Source organism: Streptomyces sp. SID3343, from assembly GCF_009865215.1.
GTDB lineage: Bacteria > Actinomycetota > Actinomycetes > Streptomycetales > Streptomycetaceae > Embleya.
The window spans coordinates 1-21,931 of the sequence record NZ_WWJX01000177.1 but is presented as its reverse complement, the minus strand read 5'-3'; the positions used below and the strand labels follow the sequence as shown (position 1 = coordinate 21,931).

Here is a 21,931-nt window from a genome sequence, read left to right as displayed (position 1 = left end):
GAACCCGCCCCCTGAAGCGTCGACCATCCGATCGATCAGACCGCCGGGCCCGCGCCCTTACGCCGACGCACGACGAGGAACGCGCCCCCGCCGAGCGCGAACAGCGCCACCGCCCCACCGGCGATCAGCGCGGTCGAGGAGGAGTCGGAACCGGTGTTCGCCAGCTCGGGACCGGTGGCCCCACCGGTCTGCACGGCCCCGGCGGTCCCGGCACCGCCCGCACTCGCGCCCCCGGCGCTCGCGGCGGACCCGGCACTCGCGGCCGAACCCCCGGTCGCGGCGGTGCCACCGGTGGTCGCGCCCGGCTCGGGCTTGGTGGAGTTGAGCACGACCTGAGCGACGTCGTCGGCGCGGTTGTCGTCCACCGCGCTGCTCTGGAGCATGCCGGTGGCGTCGGGGACGACCTTGTCGATCTTCATCTCGAACTCGAAGAAGCCCTTGGCGCCGGGCTTGTACGCGCCGGCCTCGCCGCTCCAGGCGCATACGTACGCGGGACGGCCCTTGGCGTCGAACCCGGGGTACATCGGCTCGCCGGGGTAGTTCTGCTCGTCACCCTCGGAGAGACGGCAGTCCTTGGGGACCTTGGTCACGGTCGCGCCTTCGGGTACCGCCATCTTGACGGACCAGCTCGGGTCGCCCATGTAGTCGTCGATCCGGCCGGGCCCGCGGTTCTCGATGCCCGGGCGAACCTTCACCGTCTGCCCCTGCTTGCCGCTCGCCGTGGCGCCGACGGCCGCGAAGTCCGCCTTGAGCGTGCTGTGCGCCGAGAAGTCCGTGCCGTTGTCCTGGTCGTCGAGGTCGGTCGTCGTGCGCAACGAGCCGTTCGACTGCTGCTTGACGAGCGCGAGAGTGCCCTCGGTACCGGACTTGCCCTTTGCGGCCGCTTCCAGCCGGTACGCGACGGCGCTGTCGTTCGCCGCGTGGAACGACACTCCCGCCGAGCCCCGGATCAAGTCCGCGGAGGCGCGTAGCGGAACCGCCTTGTCGAAGGCGTACGTCTCACCCGGCTTGGCATCGACGTCGTCGAAGCGGCACATGGCTTCCTCGCCGCCGAGTGCCACGGGAGGGAAGTAGACGCAGTTCCGGTAGCGCTGCGCGAAAGCGAGGCCCGGCCGTGCGTCCATGAAGACCACGATGCCCTTGGTCGCCTGGTCTCCGGAATTGGTGAACGATCCCGGCATGTCCACTGCGGCGCCCGGGATCACCGTGCGGTCGGGCAGTTGCCTGGCCACGAGGTCGTAGCCGCTGTCGACCACGATCTCGGCGCCGTAACTCGGGAGGTCGACCCGCACTGTCGCGTTCGAGGCGGTCGCGCTGTACTTCAACTTGCCCTTGGTACCGGGCTTGGTTGCCGCGTCCGTGTGGAACTTGAGGTCGAGCGTCGGCTTGGGCGCTCCCGACGCGGGGTCGTACACCTTGACCTCACCGACCCGGCAGGTCGCCACGGTGGCCTTGACCGTGCACTGCGAAGGGAACCCCACCGAGGTCACCCCTTGGAGGCCGGACGTGTCGATCGTGACGACAAGATCCTTCACGATGGCGGGGCCGTAGTTCTCGATGTCGATCGGGTACGTCCGATCCTTGCCGGGGATGGCCGTATACGTGTCCCGCGAGTCGAGCCAGAGATATGTCTCGGCGGGGGTGTCGGCCACTGCCGACAACGCACCGGGGCCGAGAAGCAGTGCGGCGGCCGTACCGGCGGCAAGGGCCGAGGCGCGCGTAGGGGTCAGGCGTATGAAGGTCATGAATTCTTTCCGGAGCGGGAAAAAGGCGAGGGGCGCCGAATGAAACGTCGGCGGGCGAGCGAAAGGTCCATTCGACGGGACGGTTGCCGCGTCGAGGCGGCGACGAGCACCACGTCGGGAGCGGCGTGGTGAACCGGACGAATCAATCGAGAAGTGCGAACCGGGGCCGTGCGGCCATCCGGTGGCTTCGGCCTTCGATCAGCGCCGGGTCGGATGAAGCGGAGCGGAATCGTTCACACGGTCGATCGGTACGAGCCGACATGCGTGTGGGCTCAAGCCTTCCGCCGTCGCGACGCTCGCGATGAAAACGCGGCCGCGAGCAGGCGAAGGAGCAAGCAACGTCAAGGATCCCCCCAAGGATCTGTAAAAGCTCGCTCAGCGTATTGGTTGGTTGCCGCTGTTTCCAGGCGAGGTGAATCACAAAACGGCCTCGGTGCGTTTGAATCCGTCGACGACGCGAACTCGGAACCGACCGACGACACGGAAGCTGTTTCCTTGTCGATTTGGAAAGATCTCCGGTGGGATCAGCCGGTGCCGGTCTGGAGGATTTCCGGAACCGGGAGTTGGCCCAGGGTGCGACCTTGGCGGCGGTGGGGGATCACCGGGGAGAGGGTTTCCCCGGTGGGGCGCGGGGGGCCCACGGCGGTGTGGTCCTGGCGGATTCCCTCGGGGGAAGGCGAGTACAGGGAAGCGGTGTCCGCCGCCTCGTTGGTGTCCGTCTGTTTCTCGCGCGCTGTTTCGGTGGCGGTTGTCGGTTGCTCGGCTGTGGGTTCCGGCGTGGGGGCCGGCTCGCCGGAGGGGTGTGGCTCGACGGCTTCCGGGTCGGGGGTGTTCGGGTCGACGGGTTCTGCCGCGGCCGATTGTTCTTCGGCGGCTTGTTCGTCGGCGGCCTGTTCTTCGGCGACCGGTTTGTGGTCGGCGGATTCTTCGGCGATGGGTTCGTCGGTTGACGCGTGCTCGGGAATGGTCGGTTCGAGGGGGCGATTCTCCGGTTCCGTTGTTCTCGAATCCGATGCCGCGGCTCGGAACTCGGCCGGATTCGGGGCGAATTCGATGACCGGGGTGAAATCGGGCGCGGGTGTCGGCTCCGTCTCGGTCTCGGTCTCGGTGGCGGTGGTGGTCGCGGTCGCGGTCGCGGCGGGTTCCGCGACGGGTGTCGCCTCGATTGCCGAAGGTGCTCGCCTCGGCAGTGGTTTCGGGCGGCCCGGGATGAGGATGTCCAACGGGTCCCGGGTGGTTGCCCGGGCTGCCTTCGCGGCGGCTCGGCGGCGGGCTCGGGCAGTGAGGCGTTGCTCCAGGGCGATTTCGGCCAGGCGCGTGCAGCGGTGCAACAGGGCGGCTCGGCTCGCTCGTTCGCGTTCGCCGCACGGGAGGTCGACCGCGCTGCGGAGCGCGGCCAGGTCCTCCGCCGAGGGTACGTAGGCGACCTCGTCCAGCGCGCCGCGCAGGCAGGACAGGAACGACGACGCGGTGCCCGGCAGTGCGGCGCGGTAGCGGCGCAACTCGGCGGCCATGAACGCGCGTAGCCGCTCGCGCTCGTCCTGCGCCTCGCCGATCGCCCGGCCCAGGAGCCAGAAGTCGACCGAGTCGCGGCCCTCGCGCAACGCGACGGTCAGTGCGCGGCGGAGCACCTGTACCTCGCTCGCGCTGAAAGCCATCCCTTGATCACCATGTGGCGTCGGCATAGCACGCACTGTATGTGCCGAAAGGGACGATCCGGCTTATTTGATGCTTGTGTTTCCGCTTGTGGTCACACAGCGGCGTTACGCTCGTAGACCATCCGCAGTCCGATCAGCGTCAACCACGGTTCGTGTACGTCGATCACCGACGCCTCGCCGAGCACCAGCGTCGCGAGTCCGCCGGTGGCGACCACGGTGACCGCGTCCGGGTCGTCCGGGGACAGTTCGGCCGCCATCCGTTTGACCACGCCGTCGACCTGGCCCGCGAAGCCGTACAGGATGCCGGCCTGCATGGCCTCGACCGTGCTCTTGCCGATCACGCTGCGCGGGCGCATCAGCTCGATCTTGCGCAGTTGCGCGCCGCGGGCGCCGAGCGCGTCCACCGAGATCTCGATGCCGGGGGCGATCGCGCCGCCCACGTACTCGCCCTTGGTGCTGACCGCGTCGAACGTGGTCGCGGTGCCGAAGTCGACCACCACGCACGGGCCGCCGTAGAGCTTGACCGCCGCGAGCGCGTTGATGATCCGGTCGGTGCCGACTTCCTTGGGGTTGTCCATCAGCACGGGCACGCCCGTCTTGACGCCCGGTTCGACCACGACCGTGGGGATGTCGCCGTAGTAGCGCCGGACCATGTCGCGCATCTCGTGCAGCACCGAGGGCACGGTCGAGCAGATCGCGATCCCGTCGATGGCGTTCGCGCCGATCAGCTGGTGTCGACCGAGCAAGCCGGCGAGGACGACCGCGAGTTCGTCCGCGGTACGCCGAGCCTCGGTCGAGATGCGCCAGTGCTCGACGATCTCGTCACCGTCGAACAGGCCGAGCACGGTATGCGAGTTACCGACGTCGATGGTGAGCAACATCGTGGGCGTCCTTGGTGTTCTGGCTCGGGCCGTGGGGGACGGAGCGCGGCTTGGCGGGGTCGGGTTGGCAGGGTTGGGGAGAGCTGATCCGGTGAACCGTACCGGTCGCTCAGGCGCGCAGGTCCACGCCGATGTCCAGGATCGGTGCGGAGTGGGTCAGTGCGCCGACCGCGAGGTAGTCCACGCCGGTCTCCGCGACCTCGCGCGCGCTCTCCAGGGTGAGCCCGCCACTGGCCTCCAGACGGGCCCGACCCGCCACGAGGACGACCGCGTCCCGCATCTGACGAGGCGTCATGTTGTCGAGCAGGATCAGGTCGGCGCCCGCGTCCAGGACCGGCGGGATCTGTTCGAGGTGGTCCACCTCGACCTCCACCGGCACGTCGGGGAACGCAGCGCGCACCGCCTTGAACGCCTCGGCGACGCCGCCGGCGGCGACCACGTGATTGTCCTTGACCATCGCCGCGTCCGACAGCGACATCCGGTGGTTGACCCCGCTGCCGCAGCGCACCGCGTACTTCTCCAGCGCGCGCAGCCCCGGCGTGGTCTTGCGGGTGTCGCGAACGGCCGCGCCGGTGCCCGCGATCGCGTCGGCCCACGCGCGCGTGGCGGTGGCGACGCCGGACAGTCGACTGAGCAGGTTGAGCGAGACGCGCTCGGCGGTGAGCAGGCTGCGGGTACTCGCGTCGACGGTGAACAGGACGGTGCCGCGGGTCACCGCGTCGCCGTCCGACACGTGCCGCGTGATCGTCAGGTCGGGGCCGCAGACGACTTCGAGCACGGCCTCGGCGACCGGGATGCCCGCCACCACGCCGGCCTCGCGGGCGGCGAACTCGGCGTGGCCGCGCGCGTCTTCGGGCACGGTGGCCACCGACGTGACGTCCACGCCGCCGTCGAGGTCCTCGGCGACGGCCGCGGCGACGAGAGCCGCGACGGCGGCCGGGTCGAGCCCGGCCCGGGACAGGCGAGCGGTGAGGTCGGCGGACAGCTGGGCGATACTCACGCGGTCGACTCCTTGGGTTTGTGAGCCTGATAGGCGACGTGCAGGACGCCGTCGCGCAGCGACGTGACGAGGTTTCCCCGCCACGCGACGTCATCGGCCTCGGGATGGTCCTCGCGCCAGTGGCAGCCGCGGGTCTCCTCGCGCAGCAGCGCGGCCCGGGTGAGCGCGCTCGCCACGAGGTGCAGGTTGGTGGTCTCCCACGTCTGCGTGCACGGGTCGGAGCTCGTGTGCCCGGCCAGTTCGTCGAGCGCGGCGGACGCGCCGACGAGGCTGTCGGCGCCGCGCAGGACGCCCGCGCCCGCGGTCATCGAGCGTTGCAGTGTCAGCCGTACCGCCGGGTCGAGCAGCCCGGCGGGCCCGCTCGGGGCGACCGGTTCACTGAAGGCCGGCATGTCCCGCGCCAGGTCGGCCGCGATCCGCTCGGCGAAGACCAGGCCCTCCAGGAGCGAGTTGGAGGCGAGCCGATTGGCGCCGTGCACACCGGTGCAGGCGACCTCGCCGCACGCGTACAGACCGGGCACGCCGGTGCGTCCGTGCAGGTCGGTACGCACCCCTCCGCTCGCGTGGTGCGCGGCGGGCGCCACCGGGATCGGCTCGGTGATCGGGTCGATGCCGTGCGCGCGGCACGCGGCCAAAATGGTCGGGAAGCGCTGCTTCCACATGTCGGGGCCGAAGTGCCGGCCGTCGAGGTACATGTGCTCGGTGCCGGTCTCGACCATCCGGCGCAGGATGCCCTTGGCCACGATGTCGCGCGGGGCCAGTTCGCCGAGCGGGTGCCGGCCCGTCATGAACCGGATCCCCTCGGCGTCCACGAGGTGGGCGCCCTCGCCGCGCACCGCCTCGGACACCAGCGGCTGCTGCCCCTCGGCCCCCGCGCCCAGCCACAGCACGGTGGGGTGGAACTGCAGGAACTCCAGGTCGGTGACCTCGGCCCCACCCCGCAGCGCGAGCGCGACCCCGTCGCCGGTGGACACCGACGGATTCGTGGTGGACGAGAACACCTGGCCCATGCCGCCGGTGGCCAGTACGACGGCCCGCCCCGCGGCAGCGCCGACGCCGTCGCGCGCGCCCTCGCCCATGACGTGCAGCGTGACCCCGCACGCGCGACCGCTCGCGTCCTTGAGCAGGTCGAGCACGAGCGCGTTCTCGATCACCTCGATGTCGGGGGCGGCCCGCACCGCGGCGACCAGGGCGCGCGATATCTCCGCGCCCGTCGCGTCGCCCCCGGCGTGCGCGATCCGGTTGCGCAGGTGGCCGCCCTCGCGCGTGAGCAGCACGTCGCCGTCGGGGCCGCGGTCGAACTCGGCGCCGGTGTCGATCAGTCGGCGCACCGCGTCGGGGCCCTCGGTGACCAGGACGCGCACGGCCTCCTCGTCGCACAGCCCGGCCCCGGCCACGAGCGTGTCGCGCAGGTGCTGTTCGGGGGTGTCCCCCTCCCCCAGCGCGGCCGCTATCCCGCCCTGGGCCCAGCGGGTGGAGCCCTCGTCGAGCAGTGCCTTGGTGACGAGCAGGACCCGCCCGGCGCGGCGCGCGCGCAGGGCCACGGTCAGTCCGGCGACACCGGAGCCGACCACGATGACATCCGCGCGCACGGTCCACCCCGGGGCGGGGGCGGCCAGGCGCGCGGGCAGTGCGTGCGTACTCATTGCGCGGTCCGAGCGCCCACGACCCGATCGCCGCGCACGGTCCGGCCGCCGGGCAGCGCCTCGGCGGGGTCGTCACCGGTGCCGGTGATCCGGTTGTCGGCGTCGACGAACACCACATTGGGCTTCATCGCCCGCGCCTCGGCGTCGGTGACCTGGGCGTACGCGATGATGATCACGAGGTCGCCGGTGTGGACGAGACGTGCCGCGGCGCCGTTGATACCGATCACGCCGGTGCCGCGCGGCCCCGCGATCGTGTAGGTCTCCAGACGGGCGCCGTTGTCGATGTCGACGACGTGCACGAGCTCGCCCGGCAGGATGTCGGCGGCTTCGAGCAGATCCTCGTCGATGGTGATGGATCCGACGTAGTGGAGGTCCGCCTGCGTGATCGTCGCGCGGTGGATCTTGGACTTGAACATCGTGCGCATCATGACCGGGGGACTCCCGTGATCTTCAGGCGGGTGTTGTCGATGAGCCGGGTGCTGCCGACCTTGGCCGCGATCGCAAGGATCGCCGGGCCGTGGTGGGTCGCGGGCACCGGGGTGAAGTCGTCGGGGTCGACGAGTTCGACGTAGTCGGGTACGAGGGCGTCGGCCAACACCTCGGCGGCGGCGGCTCGAACCGCGTCCGCGCCGTGCGCGCTCTCGTCCTCCCCGGCCCGAAGGGCCCGGCGGATCGACAGCGCGAGGTCGCGGTCGGCCGGCGAGAGGAAGCGGTTGCGGCTGGAGCGGGCCAGTCCGTCGGGTTCGCGGACGGTGGGTACGCCGACGATCTCGACAGGGAAGTTCAGATCGCGCACCATGCGCTGGATCAGCGCGAGTTGCTGCGCGTCCTTCTCTCCGAAGAAGGCTACCCGAGGCGCCGTCAGGTGCAGCAGCTTGGCCACCACGGTGAGCATGCCGTCGAAGTGGCCGGGTCTGGAGGCGCCCTCCAGGACGGCGCCGGTGGGCCCCGCGGTGACCCGTACGCGCGGTTCGCCGCCCGGATACACCTCGTCCACCGCGGGGGCGAACACGACGTCGGCGCCCGCCTCGCGGCAGACCTCCAGGTCGGCGTCCAGGGTGCGGGGGTAGCGGTCGAGGTCCTCGCCCGCGCCGAACTGGAGCGGGTTGACGAACACGGTGACCACGACGAGCCCGGTGTCGCCCATCCGGGCGCGGGCGGCCCGGACCAGCGCCGCGTGGCCGTCGTGCAGCGCGCCCATGGTCATCACGACCGCGCGCGGCGCGCGGTCGGCGCCCGCGGCGGCCAGTTCGGCGGCGGTCCTGGCCAACCGGACGGTCTGTACGGCGGTCATCTGCGGCCCCCCTCGGCGAGTACGTCGAGCAGGGCCTCGGCGGCCTCCGCCTTGAGCAGGCCGGCGTTGAGCGCGCGGTCCGCGGTCAGTCGGGCCATCGCCACGTAGGCCGCCAGCGCCTCGGGAGAGACCCGGCGCAGTTCGGCGACGTGCGCGGCCACGGTGCCGGCGTCACCGCGGGCGACCGGTCCGGTCAGCGCGTGGTCGCCGGCCCGCAGGGCGTTGTCCAGGGCCGCGCCGAGCAGCGGGCCGAGCATCCGGCCCGGGGCGCGGACGCCGGCCTGTTCGAGCAGGTCGATCGACTGCGCGACGAGGGTGACCAGGTGGTTCGCGCCACCGGCCAGGGCCACGTGGTAGAGCGCGCGGTCCTTTTCCTCGATCCACTCCGGCTCGCCGCCCATCTCGACCACGAGCGCCTCCGCGACCGGGCGCAACACCCCGGGAGAGGTGACGCCGAAGGAGCAGCCGGCCACGCGGGCGAGGTCGACGGTGGAGCCGGTGAAGGTCATCACGGGGTGCAGCGCGAGCGGCAGCGCGCCGGCGCGGGTGGCCGGCTCCAGGATGTCGACGCCGTAGCGCCCCGACGCGTGGACGAGGAGTTGACCGGCTTTGATCGCCCCGGTCTCGGCGAGACCGGCCACGAGCGACGCGAGCGCGTCGTCGGGCACGGTCAGCAGGGTGAGGTCGGACGCGGCGATGACCTCTTGCGGGGTCACCAGCGGGACGCCGGGGAGAAGGTCCTCGGCCCGGCGTCGGGAGGCCTCCGAGACGCCGGAGGCCGCCACCACGCGGTGCCCGGCGAGGGCGAGCGCGGCGGCGAGGGTCGGGCCGACACGGCCGGTGCCCACGACACCCACGCGCAGCCGCGCGGGGCGGTCGGCGGGGTCGGGCGAGCGGCCGTGCGGATTCGAACGTGCGTTGATGTCGTTGTTCACGGGAGCGAGCCTTCCGTTCCAGTCCGCGGCGGGTACCGGACGAGTACTGGCCCGATCAGGGTACTCACGCGCCGGGCGGACCGGTCCCCGGGTTGGCCGGGAGGTTGGGCCGCAGACCGCCCGGCGGCGACCATCGATACCGGGTGGCCCCCGCGAGGTGGGACACCTGCACGCGGACCTTGCGGCGGATCAGCTCCGGTCCGCGCATGCCGATCGCGCCGAGCGCGGTCAGCACGAGGCCGGTCAGCAGCATCGTGCCGGTGACCACCCGGGCGACCCGCACACTGCGTGGGCCGCCCTCCGTCCGCAGCGAGTACGCCGAGGGGGCGGCACGCTCGTCCAGCGGGCCCGCCGTCGCGGGGGCGGCGCTGCTGCGCTCGGGTGTCGGCGGGCGCGACGACGCGGTGTCGAGCGCGCCGGCTGCCGCGACGATCCCGACCGCGGCGATCGTGATCGCGCAGCGCCGTCCCGCACGTGTGACCAGCTCTGGGCATCCCACGGGGAGCCTCCCGGAGACCGTTGGCGATGGGACGGGGTGCGAAGGGTGCGCCTTCTTGCTTTGTCTTTCCCCGAGCCGACCGTTTATCTGTCCCCGTTTGTGCGCACCGGCATGCGCGGCGCCCGCATCCCGCCGGTTGCCCCAGGCGGGTCGGGCGCTATCCCAGGCGCACCGGCAGCCTCGTGAGCGCGTTGTTGAGGTTGGAGCGCAGCCGTTCGGGCTCACCCACCAACTCGATGGTCGGATAGTGGGCGAGCAGTTCCTCGAAGAAGACCCGGCCCTCCAGGCGCGCGATGTGCACGCCCAGGCAGAAGTGCTCGGCGAAGCCGAACGACAGGTGCGGATTGGGCCTGCGGGTGATGTCGAAGGAGTGCGGGTCGGTGAAGACCTCCTCGTCGCGATTCGCGGACGTGTAGTACATCGCGACCTTGTCGCCGGCCTTGATCGTCACTCCGCGCAGTTCGGTGTCTCGGGTCGCGGTGCGCCGGAAGTAGTGCAGTGGATTGGCCCAGCGCAGGATCTCCTCGACCGCGCCCTGGATGCCGGCGGGGTCCGCGCGCAGCGCCGCGAGTTGCTCGGGGTGGGTGAGCAGCGCGTGCAGCCCGGCGGAGAGCATGGTCTTGGTGGTGTCGTTGCCGGCCGTCACGAGTTGGACGAAGAACAGCCCGAAGTCGACGTCGGTCATCGCCTTGCCGCCGAACTCGGCGTCCAGGATCAGCGACGTGATGTCCTCGCGTGGCTCCTCGACCCGGCGCCGGGCGGCGAATCCGATCGCGTAGCGGGCCATCTCGACGGCCGCGACGCCGCCCTCGCCGGAGGTGTTGCGTTCGGCGAGCGCGTGGATGTGGTCCCAGTCCTCGGGTGGCAGGCCCATGAGTTCACCGATGACCTGGGTCGGCAGGCTGGAGGTGACGTCGTGCACGAATTCGACCTCGCCGGTGCCCACCCGGGCGAAGATCTCCCGGCAGATGGTCCGGATCCGGTCCTCCATGCCGCCGACGACCTTCGCGGTGAAGGATTTCACCAGCGGCTTGCGATACGCGCGATGGCGCGGCGGGTCCATCGACAGCAGCGTGCCGCGCAGGGCTTGGAGGCGCTCGGGTTCGAGGTCTTCAAGGATGATTCCGCCGGCCTCGGCGGAGAAGATCGCCGGGTTCTGCGACACGTACTCGACGTCGGCGTGCCGCAGGATCGCCCAGTAGCCGGGCTGCCCGGGGATGTCCTGCCAGTACACGGGCGTGGTGCGGCGCAGTTCGGCGAGGAGTTCGTGCGGCGGGCCGTCCGCGTACAGGTCGGGGGTGTACAGGTCGGGCGTGGTGGTGGTCATGACGCTCCCTGGATCGGGGGATCGGTCGGGCCGTCAGCCCACGAGCACGTTCGGCTTGCCGAAGCCCTGTTGCTCGCACAGCGCGTAGTACGCGCGCAGCGTGCCGGCCCCGTCGGTGACGGAGGTGACGGTGCCGTCGGCGTCCAGGTTGAGGTTGGCGCCGTACATCTGGAACCACACACGGGTGTCGGGCTCGACACACGTGAGCGTGTGGACGGATCCCGCGGGCTCGTACAGGAAGGAGCCGGCGCGGTTGACGTAGTCGTACTCGACGTACTTCCACGCTCCCGAGGTGGTGTATCCGTAGACGGGGCCGGTGTGTCGGTGCGTCTCGACGGCGAAGCCGGGCTGGAAGACGTTCTCCACGATCCACAGCCCTTCCTCTTCCTTGACACACAGCACTTTGAGCTTGTTGCCCCCGCCGATCTCGACGAAGGGCAGATCGTCGGAGCCGAGGTGGATCGCGGGGCGGCCGGTGAGGGTCATCGGGTTCCTCCGGGTGGGTGACGGGCCGCGGACCGCGTGCGACAGCCGGTGGGCGACACGTGACAGGCAGGTCTGTAACGGTGTAACAGCATGCCTCAAGGTCCGATGAGTTTCGAGGGCCACGTGGGATGGGCAACACCATCGATCGCTGTGCGGGCGGCCTGCGGCGAAAGGGAGCGGACAGCAGCGAAGGGAAGCGGACATGGGACAGCTCGACGGCAGGGTCGCCGTGGTCACCGGCGGCGCGAACGGGATCGGCCGGGCGTGCTGTGAGCGGTTCGCCGAGGAGGGCGCCGACGTGGTGATCGCGGACATCCTGGACGAACCCGCGATGGACACCATCGCGGCGGTGGAAAAACGCGGCGGACGGGCCGCCTACATGCACACGGACGCGAGCAGCCCGACCGACACCGAGACCGTCATGCAGCACGCGATAGACATGTTCGGCGCGATCGACGTCCTGGTCACCGCCGCCGGGATCTCCACCGGCGGCTACGTGAGCGGGCGGCCCGGCAGCGAAGTCGAGGTCGAGCGCGACCCGATCAGGCGCTTCACCGAGGGCTCACTCGCCGACTGGCAGCACGTGCTCGACGTCAACCTCACGGGCACGTTGCTGGCGGTACGGGCCGCCGCCCGGCACATGCACGACCTCGGCCGGCGGGGCTCGATCATCACGATCGCCTCGATAGCGGCCAAGCACCCGGGAGCCGGCGCCCCGGCCTACGCCGTTTCCAAGGCCGGCGTGTGGATGCTGACCAAGCAGGCCGCGCTGATCCTGGGACCGGCCGGGATCCGGGTCAACGCGATCGGCCCGGGCTTCATCGAGACCGACATGACCGCGGTCGTGCGCGGGATGCCCGAACTGGAGCAGCGACTGCTCGCGAGCGTGCCGCTGGGCCGCCTGGGCAACGCTCGCGAGGTGGCCAACGCGGCCCTGTTCCTCGCGAGCGACCAGTCGTCGTACTTCACGGGCGAGATGCTGCATCCCGACGGCGGTTTCTACACGGATTGAGCCGGCTGTACGGGTCGAGACCGCTGTACGGATCGAGCCGGCTGCACCGATCGCGAACGGCTACACGGATCGAAACGGCTGTACCGATGGATACCGCCGTACCGATCGAGGACGGCCGTCAGCGACCGCGTGCCTTGACCAGGCCCGTCTCGTACGCGAGCACCACGACCTGGACGCGGTCGCGCAGGCCGAGCTTCATCAGGATGCGGCCCACGTGGGTCTTGATCGTGGCCTCCGACAGGAACAGCCGCTGCGCGATTTCCGCGTTCGACAACCCCTGGGCGACCAGCATCATCACTTCCAGCTCGCGCTCGGTAAGCGCGTCCACGACGTCGGGGCGCGGCTCGTGGTCGCTGGGCAGGATCGGCGCGAAGCGGTCGAGCAGCCGCTTGGTGGTGCTCGGCGCGACCACCGCGTCGCCGGAGGCCACCGCGCGGATGCCGGACAGCAGTTCGGGCGGCGGGACGTCCTTGAGCAGGAAGCCGCTCGCGCCCGCCTTGAGCGCGGCGAAGGCGTATTCGTCGAGATCGAACGTGGTCAGCATCAAGACCTTGGGCCGCTCGCGCCCCTCGGGCACCACGAGCGCGTCCGGGCCGGACTCGGCACAGATCCGTCGGCACGCCTCCACGCCGTCCATCCGCGGCATGCGCACGTCCATCAGGACCACGTCCACGTCGACGTGCCGCAATCTGTCCAACGCCTCGACGCCGTCGCCGGCCTCGGCGACGACCGTCATGTCGGGCTGGGCCTGCAGCACCATGGTGAAACCGGTACGCAGCAATTCCTGGTCGTCGACCAGCATCACCTTGATGCTCACTGAGCTCCTTGAAGAGTCGTCCTGGTGGGCGCGGGGGCGGAGACGGCCACGGGGCGGCCGGCGTAGGGCAGTACGGCGGTGACCGACCACCCGCCGCCCACGCTCGGTCCGGTGCGCAGCCGGCCACCGAGCATCGCGACGCGCTCGCGCATGCCGACCAGCCCATGACCCATGCCGTCGCCCGGCGCCGCGGCGCCCCGCCCGTCGTCGCTGATCTCCATCTCCAGGCCATCTTCCCCGTAGCCGACGCCGACGGTGGCGGTGGCATCGGGTCCGGCGTGTTTGCGGGTGTTGGTCAGGGCCTCCTGGACGATCCGATACGCGGTGAGCGCGACGCTCTGCGGCAGTTCGACCGGGACGCCTTCGACCCTGAGTTCCACGTTGAGGCCGGTGGTGCGCACCTGGTCGACCAGCTCGCCGAGTTGGTCGACTCCGGGCTGCGGGACGTACGCGCCGGTCTCCGACTGCGAGCGCAGCACCCCGAGCAACCGGCGCATCTCGGCCAGCGCCTCCCGGCCGGTCGCCGCGATCGTGCCCAGCGCCTCACGGGCCTTGTCCGGCGACGCGTCGATCGCGTACGCCGCGCCGTCGGCCTGCACGACCATCACCGAGACGTTGTGCGCGACCACGTCGTGCAACTCGCGTGCGATCCGGGCCCGCTCGGCCGCCGCGGCGATCTGTGCCTGTTGGTCGCGCTCGAACTCCAGCCGAGTGGCCCGCTCCTCCAACTCGGCGTAGAACGCCCGTCGAGTGCGCATCGAGTCGCCCAGCACCCAGGCGATCGCGAGCAGCACCACGAGGAAACCGAAACCGAGGACGTTGTCGCGGAAGGAGGCGTCGTCCGATTCCGGGAAGCGCGCGAGCAGGACCGCCGGCCCCGCCACGATCGTCACGAGACCCACCCGCGAAAGCCACCGCGGGCCCGACTTGGCGGCCGTGTACAGCGCGACGATCATGGCGTAGTTGGCAGCGGTGAGCGAGCCGTCCCAGATCAGTTGCATCAGACCGCCGATCACCACGAGCGCGGTCGCGGTCATCGGGCGCACCCGGTGCAACGCCATGCCCAGGCTGAGCAGCGTGACGATCAGCAACCACCACCAGCGCGGCACGGGGACGACGGTGTCCGAGACGACTTGGAGAAGTCCCAGGCCGAACACCGGAACCGTGCACACCGAGTCGACCAACAAGGGGTGTGCTCGCAGCCACGCGTAGATTCGTTGCACACTTCGACGCTACGTGGCACCGGGCCCTCGGCGCGTCCACCGACGTGCCGAATCGCCTCTCCGCCACAAGTCGCACCACGGGCACCACGAGCACACCCGTGGTGCCGCCGTCGGGCCTCAGGCTCCGTCTCGGGGGCGAGCCGGCAGGCAGGCCCGCACCTGCCAGCCGCCGCCCGGTCGGGGTCCGGTCTCCAGCCGGCCGCCGAACAGCGCGACCCGCTCGCCCATGCCGACCAGACCGTGCCCCATCCCGTCGCCGGGGGCGGCCCCGCCTCGGCCGTCGTCGCCCACGTCCAGTTCGACGTCCTCGCCCAGGTAGCGCAGTCGGACCAGGGCCGTGACGTTCGGCCCACCGTGCTTGCGGGTGTTGGTCAGCGCCTCCTGGACGATCCGGTACACGGTCAACGCGACGCCCTGGGACAGCTCGACGGGGATGCCCTCCACCGTGAGGTCGACCGGCAGGCCCGCGCCGCGCACCCGCTCCAGGAGGTCGTCGAGTTGCTCGACGCCCGGTTGGGGGACGAACGCGCCGCCCTCGTTCTGCGAGCGCAGCACGCCGAGCAGCCGGCGCATCTCGGCGAGCGCTTCGCGGCCGGTCGAGGAGATCGTGCCGAGCGCCTCGCGGGTCCGCTCGGGGGCCGTGTCGAGGGCGTAGGCGGCGCCGTCGGCCTGCACGACCATCACCGAGACGTTGTGCGCGACCACGTCGTGCAGCTCGCGCGCGATCCGGGCCCGCTCCCCGGCCGCCGCGATCTGCGCCTGCTGGTCGCGCTCGCGCTCCAAGCGGTCGGCGCGGTCCTCCAGTTCGACGTAGTACGCGCGCCGGGTGCGCATCGAGTCGCCGAGCACCCACGCGATCAGGAACGGGCCCATCAACAGCGCGGTGAACAGGATCACGCCGGTGGCGCCCACCTCGGGGTCGTCCCACCAGCGCACGACGGCGGCGATCGGCGCGAGCACGCTGCCCACGAGCGCCGTGCGCGAGGCCCAGCGCGGGCTGTACGCGGCGGCGCTGTAGGCGATCGCGGGCATCACCAGCGCCTCCAGGCCCGGCGGTATGTCGTCGAAGAGCTGGACGAGGCCGACCACGATGGTCAGCACCAGGGCGAGGGTGGGTGTGCGTCGGCGGATCAACAGCACGACGGACATCGCGCTCAGCGCGAACACGTGCGCGACGTCCGGATCGCCCGGCTGATCGATGATCAGCTCGAACAGGCCGAAGCCGAGCAGCAGGAGGGCCCACGCGCCGTCCACGAGCAGGGGGCGCCGCCGAAGCCAGGCGTACAGATGGTGCACACAGCGAGGGTAGACGGGCACAAGCGTTCGCCACGCGGGTGGGACGGATCGGTACACACCGACCTCACGGCACGGCAGTCTCGCGCGGCCGGTACCGTCGGATGCGATGGAACGCTGGCTGACCTGGAAGGAAGCCACCCGTCGGGCGCTGTACGGAGCCGAGGGCTTCTACCGCGGGCCCGAGGGGCCTGCCGGGCATTTCCGCACCTCGGTACACGCCTCCCCGCTGTTCGCCCGCGCGCTGGCCGACCTCGCCGCCGCGGCCGGGCTGACCGCGGTGGTGGACGTGGGGGCCGGACGCGGCGAACTGTTGATCGCGTTGCGCCGGTTCGCGCCGCACCTGGAACTGTCCGGCGTCGACGTCGCCGATCGCCCCGAGGCGTTGCCGCCGTCGATCGCGTGGGGCACCGAGATTCCCGCGAGCGACGGCGCACTGCTGGTCGCCAACGAGTGGTTGGACAACGTGCCCGCCGATGTCGCGCAGGTGGACGAGCACGGGGTGCCGTGCATGGTCGAGGTGGAAACGCGCACGGGGCGCGAGCGGCTCACCGACGCGATCCGGGGCGAGGACGCGCGCTGGCTGGACCGGTGGTGGCCGCTGCTGGGGGCCGAGCCGGGCACCCGGGCGGAGATCGGCGCGAGCAGGGACGCCGCGTGGGCGCGCGCGATCGAGCGACTCGGGCGCGGGGTGGCGGTGGCGATCGACTACGGGCACGCGAGCGACGCGCGCCCGCCGTACGGATCGCTCGCGGGCTATCGGCAAGGGCGTCAGGTGGCGCCGGTTCCGGACGGCACCTGCGATGTGACGTGCCATGTGGCGACGGACGCGGTCGCCGCGGCGGGCACCGCCGCGGGAGCGGGCGCCACGATCGTGACCACGCAGCGCCAGGCCCTGAAGGCGCTGGGCGTCGACGGCCGGCGCCCGCCGTACGAGCTCGCCCGCACCGACCCGACCGGCTACCTCGCGGGTCTGCGCGACGCGGGCGAGGCCGGTGAACTGCTCGCCCTGTCGGGCCTGGGCGCCTTCCACTGGCTGGTGCAGGGCGTGGGCATGGACGTACCCGCCCTCCTCCCGCGCGGCCCGCGGTCACCCGGATGATCCCGAAGTCGCGGGCCGAAAACCTCGGTTCTCGGCCCTTCGACTCCGGGATCGTCGCGGTGCGTCAGCTGTTGCCGAGTGCGCCCGCCGCGCGCAGTTCGGCGATCTTGCTCTCGTCGTAGCCCAGCAGGTCGGCGAGCACCTGTGCGCTGTGTTGGCCGACCGTGGGGGCGTGGTCGGGGCTCGGGAGGGTTTCGCCGACGAACTTGATCGGCGAGGGCAGTTGCGCGACGCCGAGCTGCTCCTGTTCGAACCACGGGAAGCGGTGCTCGAACTGCGGGTCGTCGGCGATCGTCTTCGGCGAGTTCACCGGGGCGATCGGGGTGTTCGCCTCGTTGCCGAACTCGATCCACTCGCGCGCGGTACGGGTGGCGAAGATGTCGCGCAGGATCCCGCGCAGCTCGACGTTGCCGACCGCGTGGTCCGCGTACTTCGAGCCGGGCCAGCGCTCGAACAGGTCGGCCCGACCGACCGCCTCGCAGAAGTTCTTCCACAGCGACTGCTCGGACGCCATGAACAGCACGTAGCTGTCGTCCTTGGTCGCGTAGATCTGGTAACGGACGCCCTTCTCCATGCCGCCGGTACCCGGGGCCCGGCGCTCGTAGTTGTCCGACTTGTTGCCGGTGACCTCGGACTCGGGGCGCTCGTACGCCTTCCAGGTCTCGCTGCGCAGCCAGTCCATCGACGCGGCGGCGTCCGACTGGGCGATGTCGATCACGCCGCCCTCGCCGGTCGCGCGGGCGCGGATGATGCCGGCGAGGACGCCGAGCGCGCCGAACATCGGGCCGGCGTGGATGCCGATCGAGGCGTGCTCGGGCAGGTACGGGAAGCCGTCCTCGTCGATCGCCGGCTTGACCACGCCGGCCCAGGTGTCGTACGCGACGCCGTGGCTGGGCATGTCCCGGTAGGGGCCGGTGGCGCCGTAGCCGGAGATCGTGCAGAAGACGATCTTCGGGTTGATCTTGCGCAGGTCCTCGAACCCGATGCCGCGACGGGCGAGACCGCCCGGGCGCATGGCCTCGATCACCGCGTCGGCGCCCTTGACCAGTTCCTTGAAGGTCTCGATCGCCTCGGGCTTGCGCAGATCCAGGACCAGGGACTTCTTGCCGCGGTTGATGTGGAGGTGCATCAGCGACGTGCCCTCCACGATGGGCCACGTCATGTCCCGGATGTAGTCGCCCTGCGGCGGCTCGATCTTGATGACCTCGGCGCCGAGGTCCACCAACGACGAGGTGATCGCGGCCGGACCCAGCATCGAACACTCGATGATGCGAACTCCCGCGAGCGGGGCCCCACCCTTCGACTCGACCTGACTCATCGTTGCCTCCATACGAATGTGACGGTGCGTCAGATATTAGCCGGAGCCCTCGCCGAGGGAAGAGGCGGAACCTGACGAAGCGTCAGAACCGCTGTGGATCCAACGTTCCGCACCCGCTTCGCGACGGCCCGTGCGCGAACGTTCGGCCTGCTCGGCGACCATCGCCTCGGCCTCGGCGACGTCCCGGCGAGGGGCGCTCACGTGCACCGGTCCCGGGGTCGAGTCCAGGTGCACGCTGGCCAGGCCGAGTCGGCGCTCCCACGGGCCCTGGGTACGCCGCACGCTCTGCACCTTGGCGTGCGGGATGACGTCCAGGACTCGGTGGAACCGGCCGCGGCGGGACACGAACACCTCGGCGTCCGCACCGTACGCGAGCACCTTCCAGGCGATCGGGTCGTGCCATCTCGCCCGACGGGGAGCGGGGATCAACGCGATGCTGTCGATGTCCACCCCGGGCAGAATCTGCCCGAGCAGGCCGTGCGCGACCGCGCGCGGCGCGACCGGGAGCAGAATCGTCTCCTTGGCGTCGCTGTCCTTGCCACCGTAGCCCGCGACGTTGATCTCGACCTTGACCCAACCGGGCAGCCGCCACAGCAACGGCTGCACGATCCGCACCGCCTGCACCCGGCCGGGCGGCACGGTCTGGTGCCGCTGTTCGAGCAGACCGTGTTGCAGCCGCAGCCCGTCGGGCGAACGGGCCACCGTGAAGTCGAAGTTCTTGATCACCCGGCCCGCGGTGAACTGCCACGCGGCCAGGAACAGCGGCAGGAACGCGAACAGGATCGCGAGTTCGCCGAATCCGATCGCCATGGCCACCACGGCCACGCTCGGCAGCAGCCCCAGCCACGTCGACACCGACAGCAGTACCGAGCCGACCACCGCCGACATCGGCACCGACACCAGGGCCTGTTCGGGCGCCTCGCCCACGTCGGGTCGCACCCCGGCCGCGCGCGCGAGCAACTCGGCGCGCAGCTTCTGCGCGTCGGCCTCGCCCAGGAACGACAGCCGTGCCTCGGCCTTGTCGCCACCCGCGACCTGGAGTTGCAGTTCGGCCAGGCCCATCAGGCGGGCCGCGAGCGGCCGCACGATGTCCACGGCCTGGAGCCGCGACAGGCGCACGTGCCGGGTGCGCCGGAACAACACGCCCGAGTCGATCCGCAGATCGTCGCCCTCGACCCGAAACGTGGTGAACCACCACGACACGTACCCGTACGCGAATGCCACCGGCACCACGACGGCGAGCCCGATCAGCAACCGGCTCGGGGTCGCCCACCCGGAATTGACGTTGTGCACCACCACACCCAGGCACGCCGCGATGACCACCCAGCCGCGCGCGGGCGGAGTCAGCGGATGCAACCGGCGCTGCTGTCCGTTGTTGACGGTCACAGCCCCGCCGATCGGGCCTCGCCGAGCGCCGCGAGCCGATCGCGCAGGCGCGCGGCCTCCTGCGGTGGCAACCCGCGCACGACGGCGTCGGAGGACGCGGACGCGGTGTGCAGCGTGACGGTGGCGATCTTGAATCGGCGCTCCAGCGGACCGGCCTCGACGTCGACGAACTGCATCCGGCCGTAGGGCACCACGACCAGCCGGCGAAACTGCACGCCGTGCTCGATCAACAGGTCGTCCTCGCGCTCGGCATAACGCCACGACCGCTGGTTGCGCCGAATCGCCCGCACGCCCCACCCGCCGAGCACCGCGCACCCGGCCGCGAGCGCGAGTCCGGCCCACCACACGACGAAGTATCCGAGCGGGCCGCCGCCCGCGACGGCGACGAGGAAACACGCGCCCAGCAGCAGCGCCCGGCGCATCGTGAACAGGTGTTCCGAGACGGAGCGCCAGTCGAGATCGGGCGGAGCCAGGGCGTCATCGGCCGGTTTCATACCGGCAACCTTCCCAGGTGGGCACGCAACCGTGCGATGGAGGACGCCGCTACTGGCAGACTCGGGCCCATGACCGCCAGGACCGTGGGCGTCGGTATCGGCGCAGACCAGCTCGACACCACCGACATGGTGCTCAACATCGGGCCCCAACACCCCTCCACGCACGGTGTGCTGCGGCTGCGCCTCGTGCTCGACGGTGAGCGGATCGTCTCGGCCGAGCCCATCGTCGGCTACATGCATCGCGGCGCGGAGAAACTCTTCGAGGTCCGCGACTATCGGCAGATCGTGATGCTCGCGAACCGGCACGACTGGTTGAGCGCGTTCTCCAACGAGTTGGGCGTGGTGCTCGCCGTCGAGCGGATGCTCGGCATGGAGGTACCGCCGCGCGCGGTGTGGGCGCGCACGCTGCTCGCCGAGGCGAACCGGGTGCTCAACCACCTGATGTTCCTGGGCTCGTATCCGCTGGAACTGGGAGCGATCACCCCGATCTTCCACGCCTTCCGGGACCGGGAGGAAATCCAGGCCGTGATGGAGGAGATCTCCGGCGGCCGGATGCACTTCATGTTCAACCGGGTCGGCGGCCTCAAGGAAGACCTGCCTGCGGGCTGGATCGGCCGGGTCCGGCACGCGATCGCCGCCGTGCGGTCGCGGTTGCCGGTGCTCGACGACCTGGTCGCGGGCAACGAGATCTTCCGGGCCCGGACCCGCGGGGTCGGCGTGCTGACGCCGGCCCAGGTGGCGGCCTACGGCGTGAGCGGACCGATCGCCCGGGCGTCGGGGGTCGACTTCGACCTGCGCCGCGACGAGCCGTATCTGGCCTACGCCGACCTGTCCGACGTACTGCGCGTGGTCACCCGGCAGGAGGGCGACTGCCTGGCCCGGTTCGAGTGCCTGCTCGAACAGGTCCGGGTGAGCCTCGACCTCGCCGACGCGTGCTGCGATCGGCTGGACGACCTCCCCCAGGGCCCGGTGAACCTGCGCCTGCCCAAGGTGCTCAAGGCTCCCGAGGGCCACACCTACGCGTGGACCGAGAACCCGCTCGGCCTCAACGGCTACTACCTCGTCTCGCGCGGCGAGAAGACGCCGTGGCGGCTCAAGCTGCGGTCGGCGTCGTACAACAACGTGCAGGTGCTGACCGAGCTGTTGCCGGGCTGCCTGATCGCCGACATGGTGGCGATCCTGGGCTCGCTGTTCTTCGTGGTCGGGGACATCGACAAGTAGCGGCGCCCCCGACCCCCGCCGTCAGGCGTGCTTGCGGATGTCGATCCGCGGCATTTCCTCGGTGTCGTCATGGGCGGTCAGGTCGACCGGGAGCGGCTTGGGACGCGGGGCGCCGGGGTGCGCCGCGTCGGACTCGAAGGTCGCGAAGCGCACGCCGCGGCCGCGGTGTTCGACTGCGGCGGGGGCGGGCTCCGGTGGGTGGACCGGGTCGGTGATCCGATCGGCTTCGATGTCGTCGGCCGCTGCCGCGGCCGGGGCCTCGGTCACGTCCTCGAACTCGAACTCGTCGTGCAGGTGCGGGCGGCGCGCGACGAGCGCGTCGTATCCCGCCTCCGAGCCGAACAGTTCGTCGGCCAGGAAACCGGTGGCCTCGGGTTCGGCGACCGCGCCGCGCGGCGAGAAGTAGTCGAACGCGCCGGAGACGCCGGACAGTCGACGGGTCACCTCGCGCACCTGGTCCTGCACCATCCGGGTCACCTCGGCGGTGTCGGAGGTCGGCGCGGGGGCCTTCTCGGCCGCGGTGGCCGGCACGGGTTCGACATCGCGCGCCGGCTCGGGTGCGGTGGGCTCGGCGGCGGTGGGCTCGGCGGGGGT

General features: G+C 71.2%; 20 protein-coding genes and 1 pseudogene. 3 read left to right on the top strand and 18 right to left on the bottom strand.

Going from position 1 to position 21,931, the window contains the following annotated elements; all coding sequences use genetic code 11:
- Positions 1–35 precede the first annotated feature (35 nt).
- From GT354_RS06355 to GT354_RS06305, 11 genes are all read right to left on the bottom strand, one after another.
- Positions 36–1,745: an LPXTG cell wall anchor domain-containing protein gene (locus GT354_RS06355; protein ID WP_161355198.1), complete on the bottom strand. Its 1,710-nt coding sequence runs from the start codon at positions 1,743–1,745 to the stop codon at positions 36–38.
- Positions 1,746–2,269: 524 nt separating this feature from the next.
- Positions 2,270–3,403, bottom strand: coding sequence for a hypothetical protein (locus GT354_RS06350; protein ID WP_161355196.1), 1,134 nt, complete (start codon positions 3,401–3,403; stop codon positions 2,270–2,272).
- A 92-nt stretch (positions 3,404–3,495) separates the two neighbouring features.
- Positions 3,496–4,284 (bottom strand): type III pantothenate kinase, encoded by a 789-nt coding sequence (locus tag GT354_RS06345; protein ID WP_161355195.1) that lies wholly within the window; start codon positions 4,282–4,284, stop codon positions 3,496–3,498.
- A gap of 109 nt (positions 4,285–4,393) precedes the next feature.
- A complete protein-coding gene (gene nadC / locus GT354_RS06340; RefSeq protein WP_161355194.1) occupies positions 4,394–5,284 on the bottom strand; it encodes a carboxylating nicotinate-nucleotide diphosphorylase in 891 nt (296 codons plus the stop codon).
- Positions 5,281–6,930 carry an L-aspartate oxidase gene (locus tag GT354_RS06335; protein ID WP_161355193.1) on the bottom strand — a complete coding sequence of 550 codons (1,650 nt, stop codon included), beginning with the start codon at positions 6,928–6,930 and terminating at the stop codon, positions 5,281–5,283. Before GT354_RS06335 ends, nadC begins: the two co-directional genes overlap by 4 nt.
- Complete coding sequence (gene panD / locus GT354_RS06330) at positions 6,927–7,358, bottom strand: aspartate 1-decarboxylase (RefSeq protein ID WP_161355191.1); 432 nt, start codon at positions 7,356–7,358, stop codon at positions 6,927–6,929. Before panD ends, GT354_RS06335 begins: the two co-directional genes overlap by 4 nt.
- Positions 7,355–8,224: a pantoate--beta-alanine ligase gene (gene panC, locus GT354_RS06325; RefSeq protein WP_161355190.1), complete on the bottom strand. Its 870-nt coding sequence runs from the start codon at positions 8,222–8,224 to the stop codon at positions 7,355–7,357. The genes panD and panC overlap by 4 nt, the downstream gene beginning before the upstream one ends.
- Positions 8,221–9,159 carry a DUF2520 domain-containing protein gene (locus GT354_RS06320; protein WP_161355188.1) on the bottom strand — a complete coding sequence of 313 codons (939 nt, stop codon included), beginning with the start codon at positions 9,157–9,159 and terminating at the stop codon, positions 8,221–8,223. The genes panC and GT354_RS06320 overlap by 4 nt, the downstream gene beginning before the upstream one ends.
- A 64-nt stretch (positions 9,160–9,223) precedes the next feature.
- The gene (locus GT354_RS06315) at positions 9,224–9,658 is read right to left on the bottom strand and encodes a hypothetical protein (protein ID WP_161355187.1); all 435 of its coding nucleotides are present in this window, start codon (positions 9,656–9,658) and stop codon (positions 9,224–9,226) included.
- 157 nt (positions 9,659–9,815) lie between these two features.
- Entirely contained in the window at positions 9,816–10,985 is a 1,170-nt protein-coding gene (locus GT354_RS06310; protein WP_161355185.1) for a cytochrome P450, read from the bottom strand.
- Positions 10,986–11,018: 33 nt separating this feature from the next.
- Complete coding sequence (locus GT354_RS06305; protein WP_161355184.1) at positions 11,019–11,471, bottom strand: 2,4'-dihydroxyacetophenone dioxygenase family protein; 453 nt, start codon at positions 11,469–11,471, stop codon at positions 11,019–11,021.
- 202 nt (positions 11,472–11,673) lie between these two features.
- Here GT354_RS06305 and GT354_RS06300 point away from each other — a divergent pair, with 202 nt between their 5' ends.
- Complete coding sequence (locus tag GT354_RS06300) at positions 11,674–12,483, top strand: SDR family NAD(P)-dependent oxidoreductase (RefSeq protein ID WP_161355183.1); 810 nt, start codon at positions 11,674–11,676, stop codon at positions 12,481–12,483.
- 118 nt (positions 12,484–12,601) lie between these two features.
- On the opposite strand, the gene GT354_RS06295 is transcribed toward GT354_RS06300, so the two are convergent.
- The 3 genes from GT354_RS06295 to GT354_RS06285 form a co-directional block, all read right to left on the bottom strand.
- Entirely contained in the window at positions 12,602–13,300 is a 699-nt protein-coding gene (locus GT354_RS06295; RefSeq protein ID WP_161355181.1) for a response regulator transcription factor, read from the bottom strand.
- Complete coding sequence (locus tag GT354_RS06290) at positions 13,297–14,523, bottom strand: sensor histidine kinase (RefSeq protein ID WP_161355180.1); 1,227 nt, start codon at positions 14,521–14,523, stop codon at positions 13,297–13,299. The genes GT354_RS06295 and GT354_RS06290 overlap by 4 nt, the downstream gene beginning before the upstream one ends.
- A gap of 117 nt (positions 14,524–14,640) precedes the next feature.
- A complete protein-coding gene (locus GT354_RS06285; RefSeq protein ID WP_161355179.1) occupies positions 14,641–15,819 on the bottom strand; it encodes a sensor histidine kinase in 1,179 nt (392 codons plus the stop codon).
- 106 nt (positions 15,820–15,925) lie between these two features.
- Between GT354_RS06285 and GT354_RS06280 the strand changes: the two genes are divergently transcribed.
- Positions 15,926–16,918: an SAM-dependent methyltransferase gene (locus tag GT354_RS06280; RefSeq protein WP_161355178.1), complete on the top strand. Its 993-nt coding sequence runs from the start codon at positions 15,926–15,928 to the stop codon at positions 16,916–16,918.
- Between the two features lie 64 nt (positions 16,919–16,982).
- Here the strand turns inward: GT354_RS06280 and GT354_RS06275 are convergent, their stop codons facing one another.
- From GT354_RS06275 to GT354_RS06265, 3 genes are read right to left on the bottom strand one after another with little or no spacing between them, the layout of a single operon-like run.
- Positions 16,983–18,236: a CaiB/BaiF CoA-transferase family protein gene (locus tag GT354_RS06275; RefSeq protein ID WP_161355177.1), complete on the bottom strand. Its 1,254-nt coding sequence runs from the start codon at positions 18,234–18,236 to the stop codon at positions 16,983–16,985.
- A gap of 36 nt (positions 18,237–18,272) precedes the next feature.
- Complete coding sequence (locus tag GT354_RS06270) at positions 18,273–19,622, bottom strand: PH domain-containing protein (RefSeq protein ID WP_346011884.1); 1,350 nt, start codon at positions 19,620–19,622, stop codon at positions 18,273–18,275.
- The gene (locus tag GT354_RS06265) at positions 19,619–20,116 is read right to left on the bottom strand and encodes a PH domain-containing protein (RefSeq protein ID WP_161355176.1); all 498 of its coding nucleotides are present in this window, start codon (positions 20,114–20,116) and stop codon (positions 19,619–19,621) included. The genes GT354_RS06270 and GT354_RS06265 overlap by 4 nt, the downstream gene beginning before the upstream one ends.
- A 69-nt stretch (positions 20,117–20,185) precedes the next feature.
- Between GT354_RS06265 and GT354_RS06260 the strand changes: the two genes are divergently transcribed.
- A complete protein-coding gene (locus GT354_RS06260) occupies positions 20,186–21,337 on the top strand; it encodes an NADH-quinone oxidoreductase subunit D (protein WP_161355175.1) in 1,152 nt (383 codons plus the stop codon).
- Between the two features lie 21 nt (positions 21,338–21,358).
- On the opposite strand, the pseudogene GT354_RS06255 reads toward GT354_RS06260, so the two are convergent.
- Positions 21,359–21,931 (bottom strand): annotated as a pseudogene (locus tag GT354_RS06255) (hypothetical protein); the annotation flags it as partial.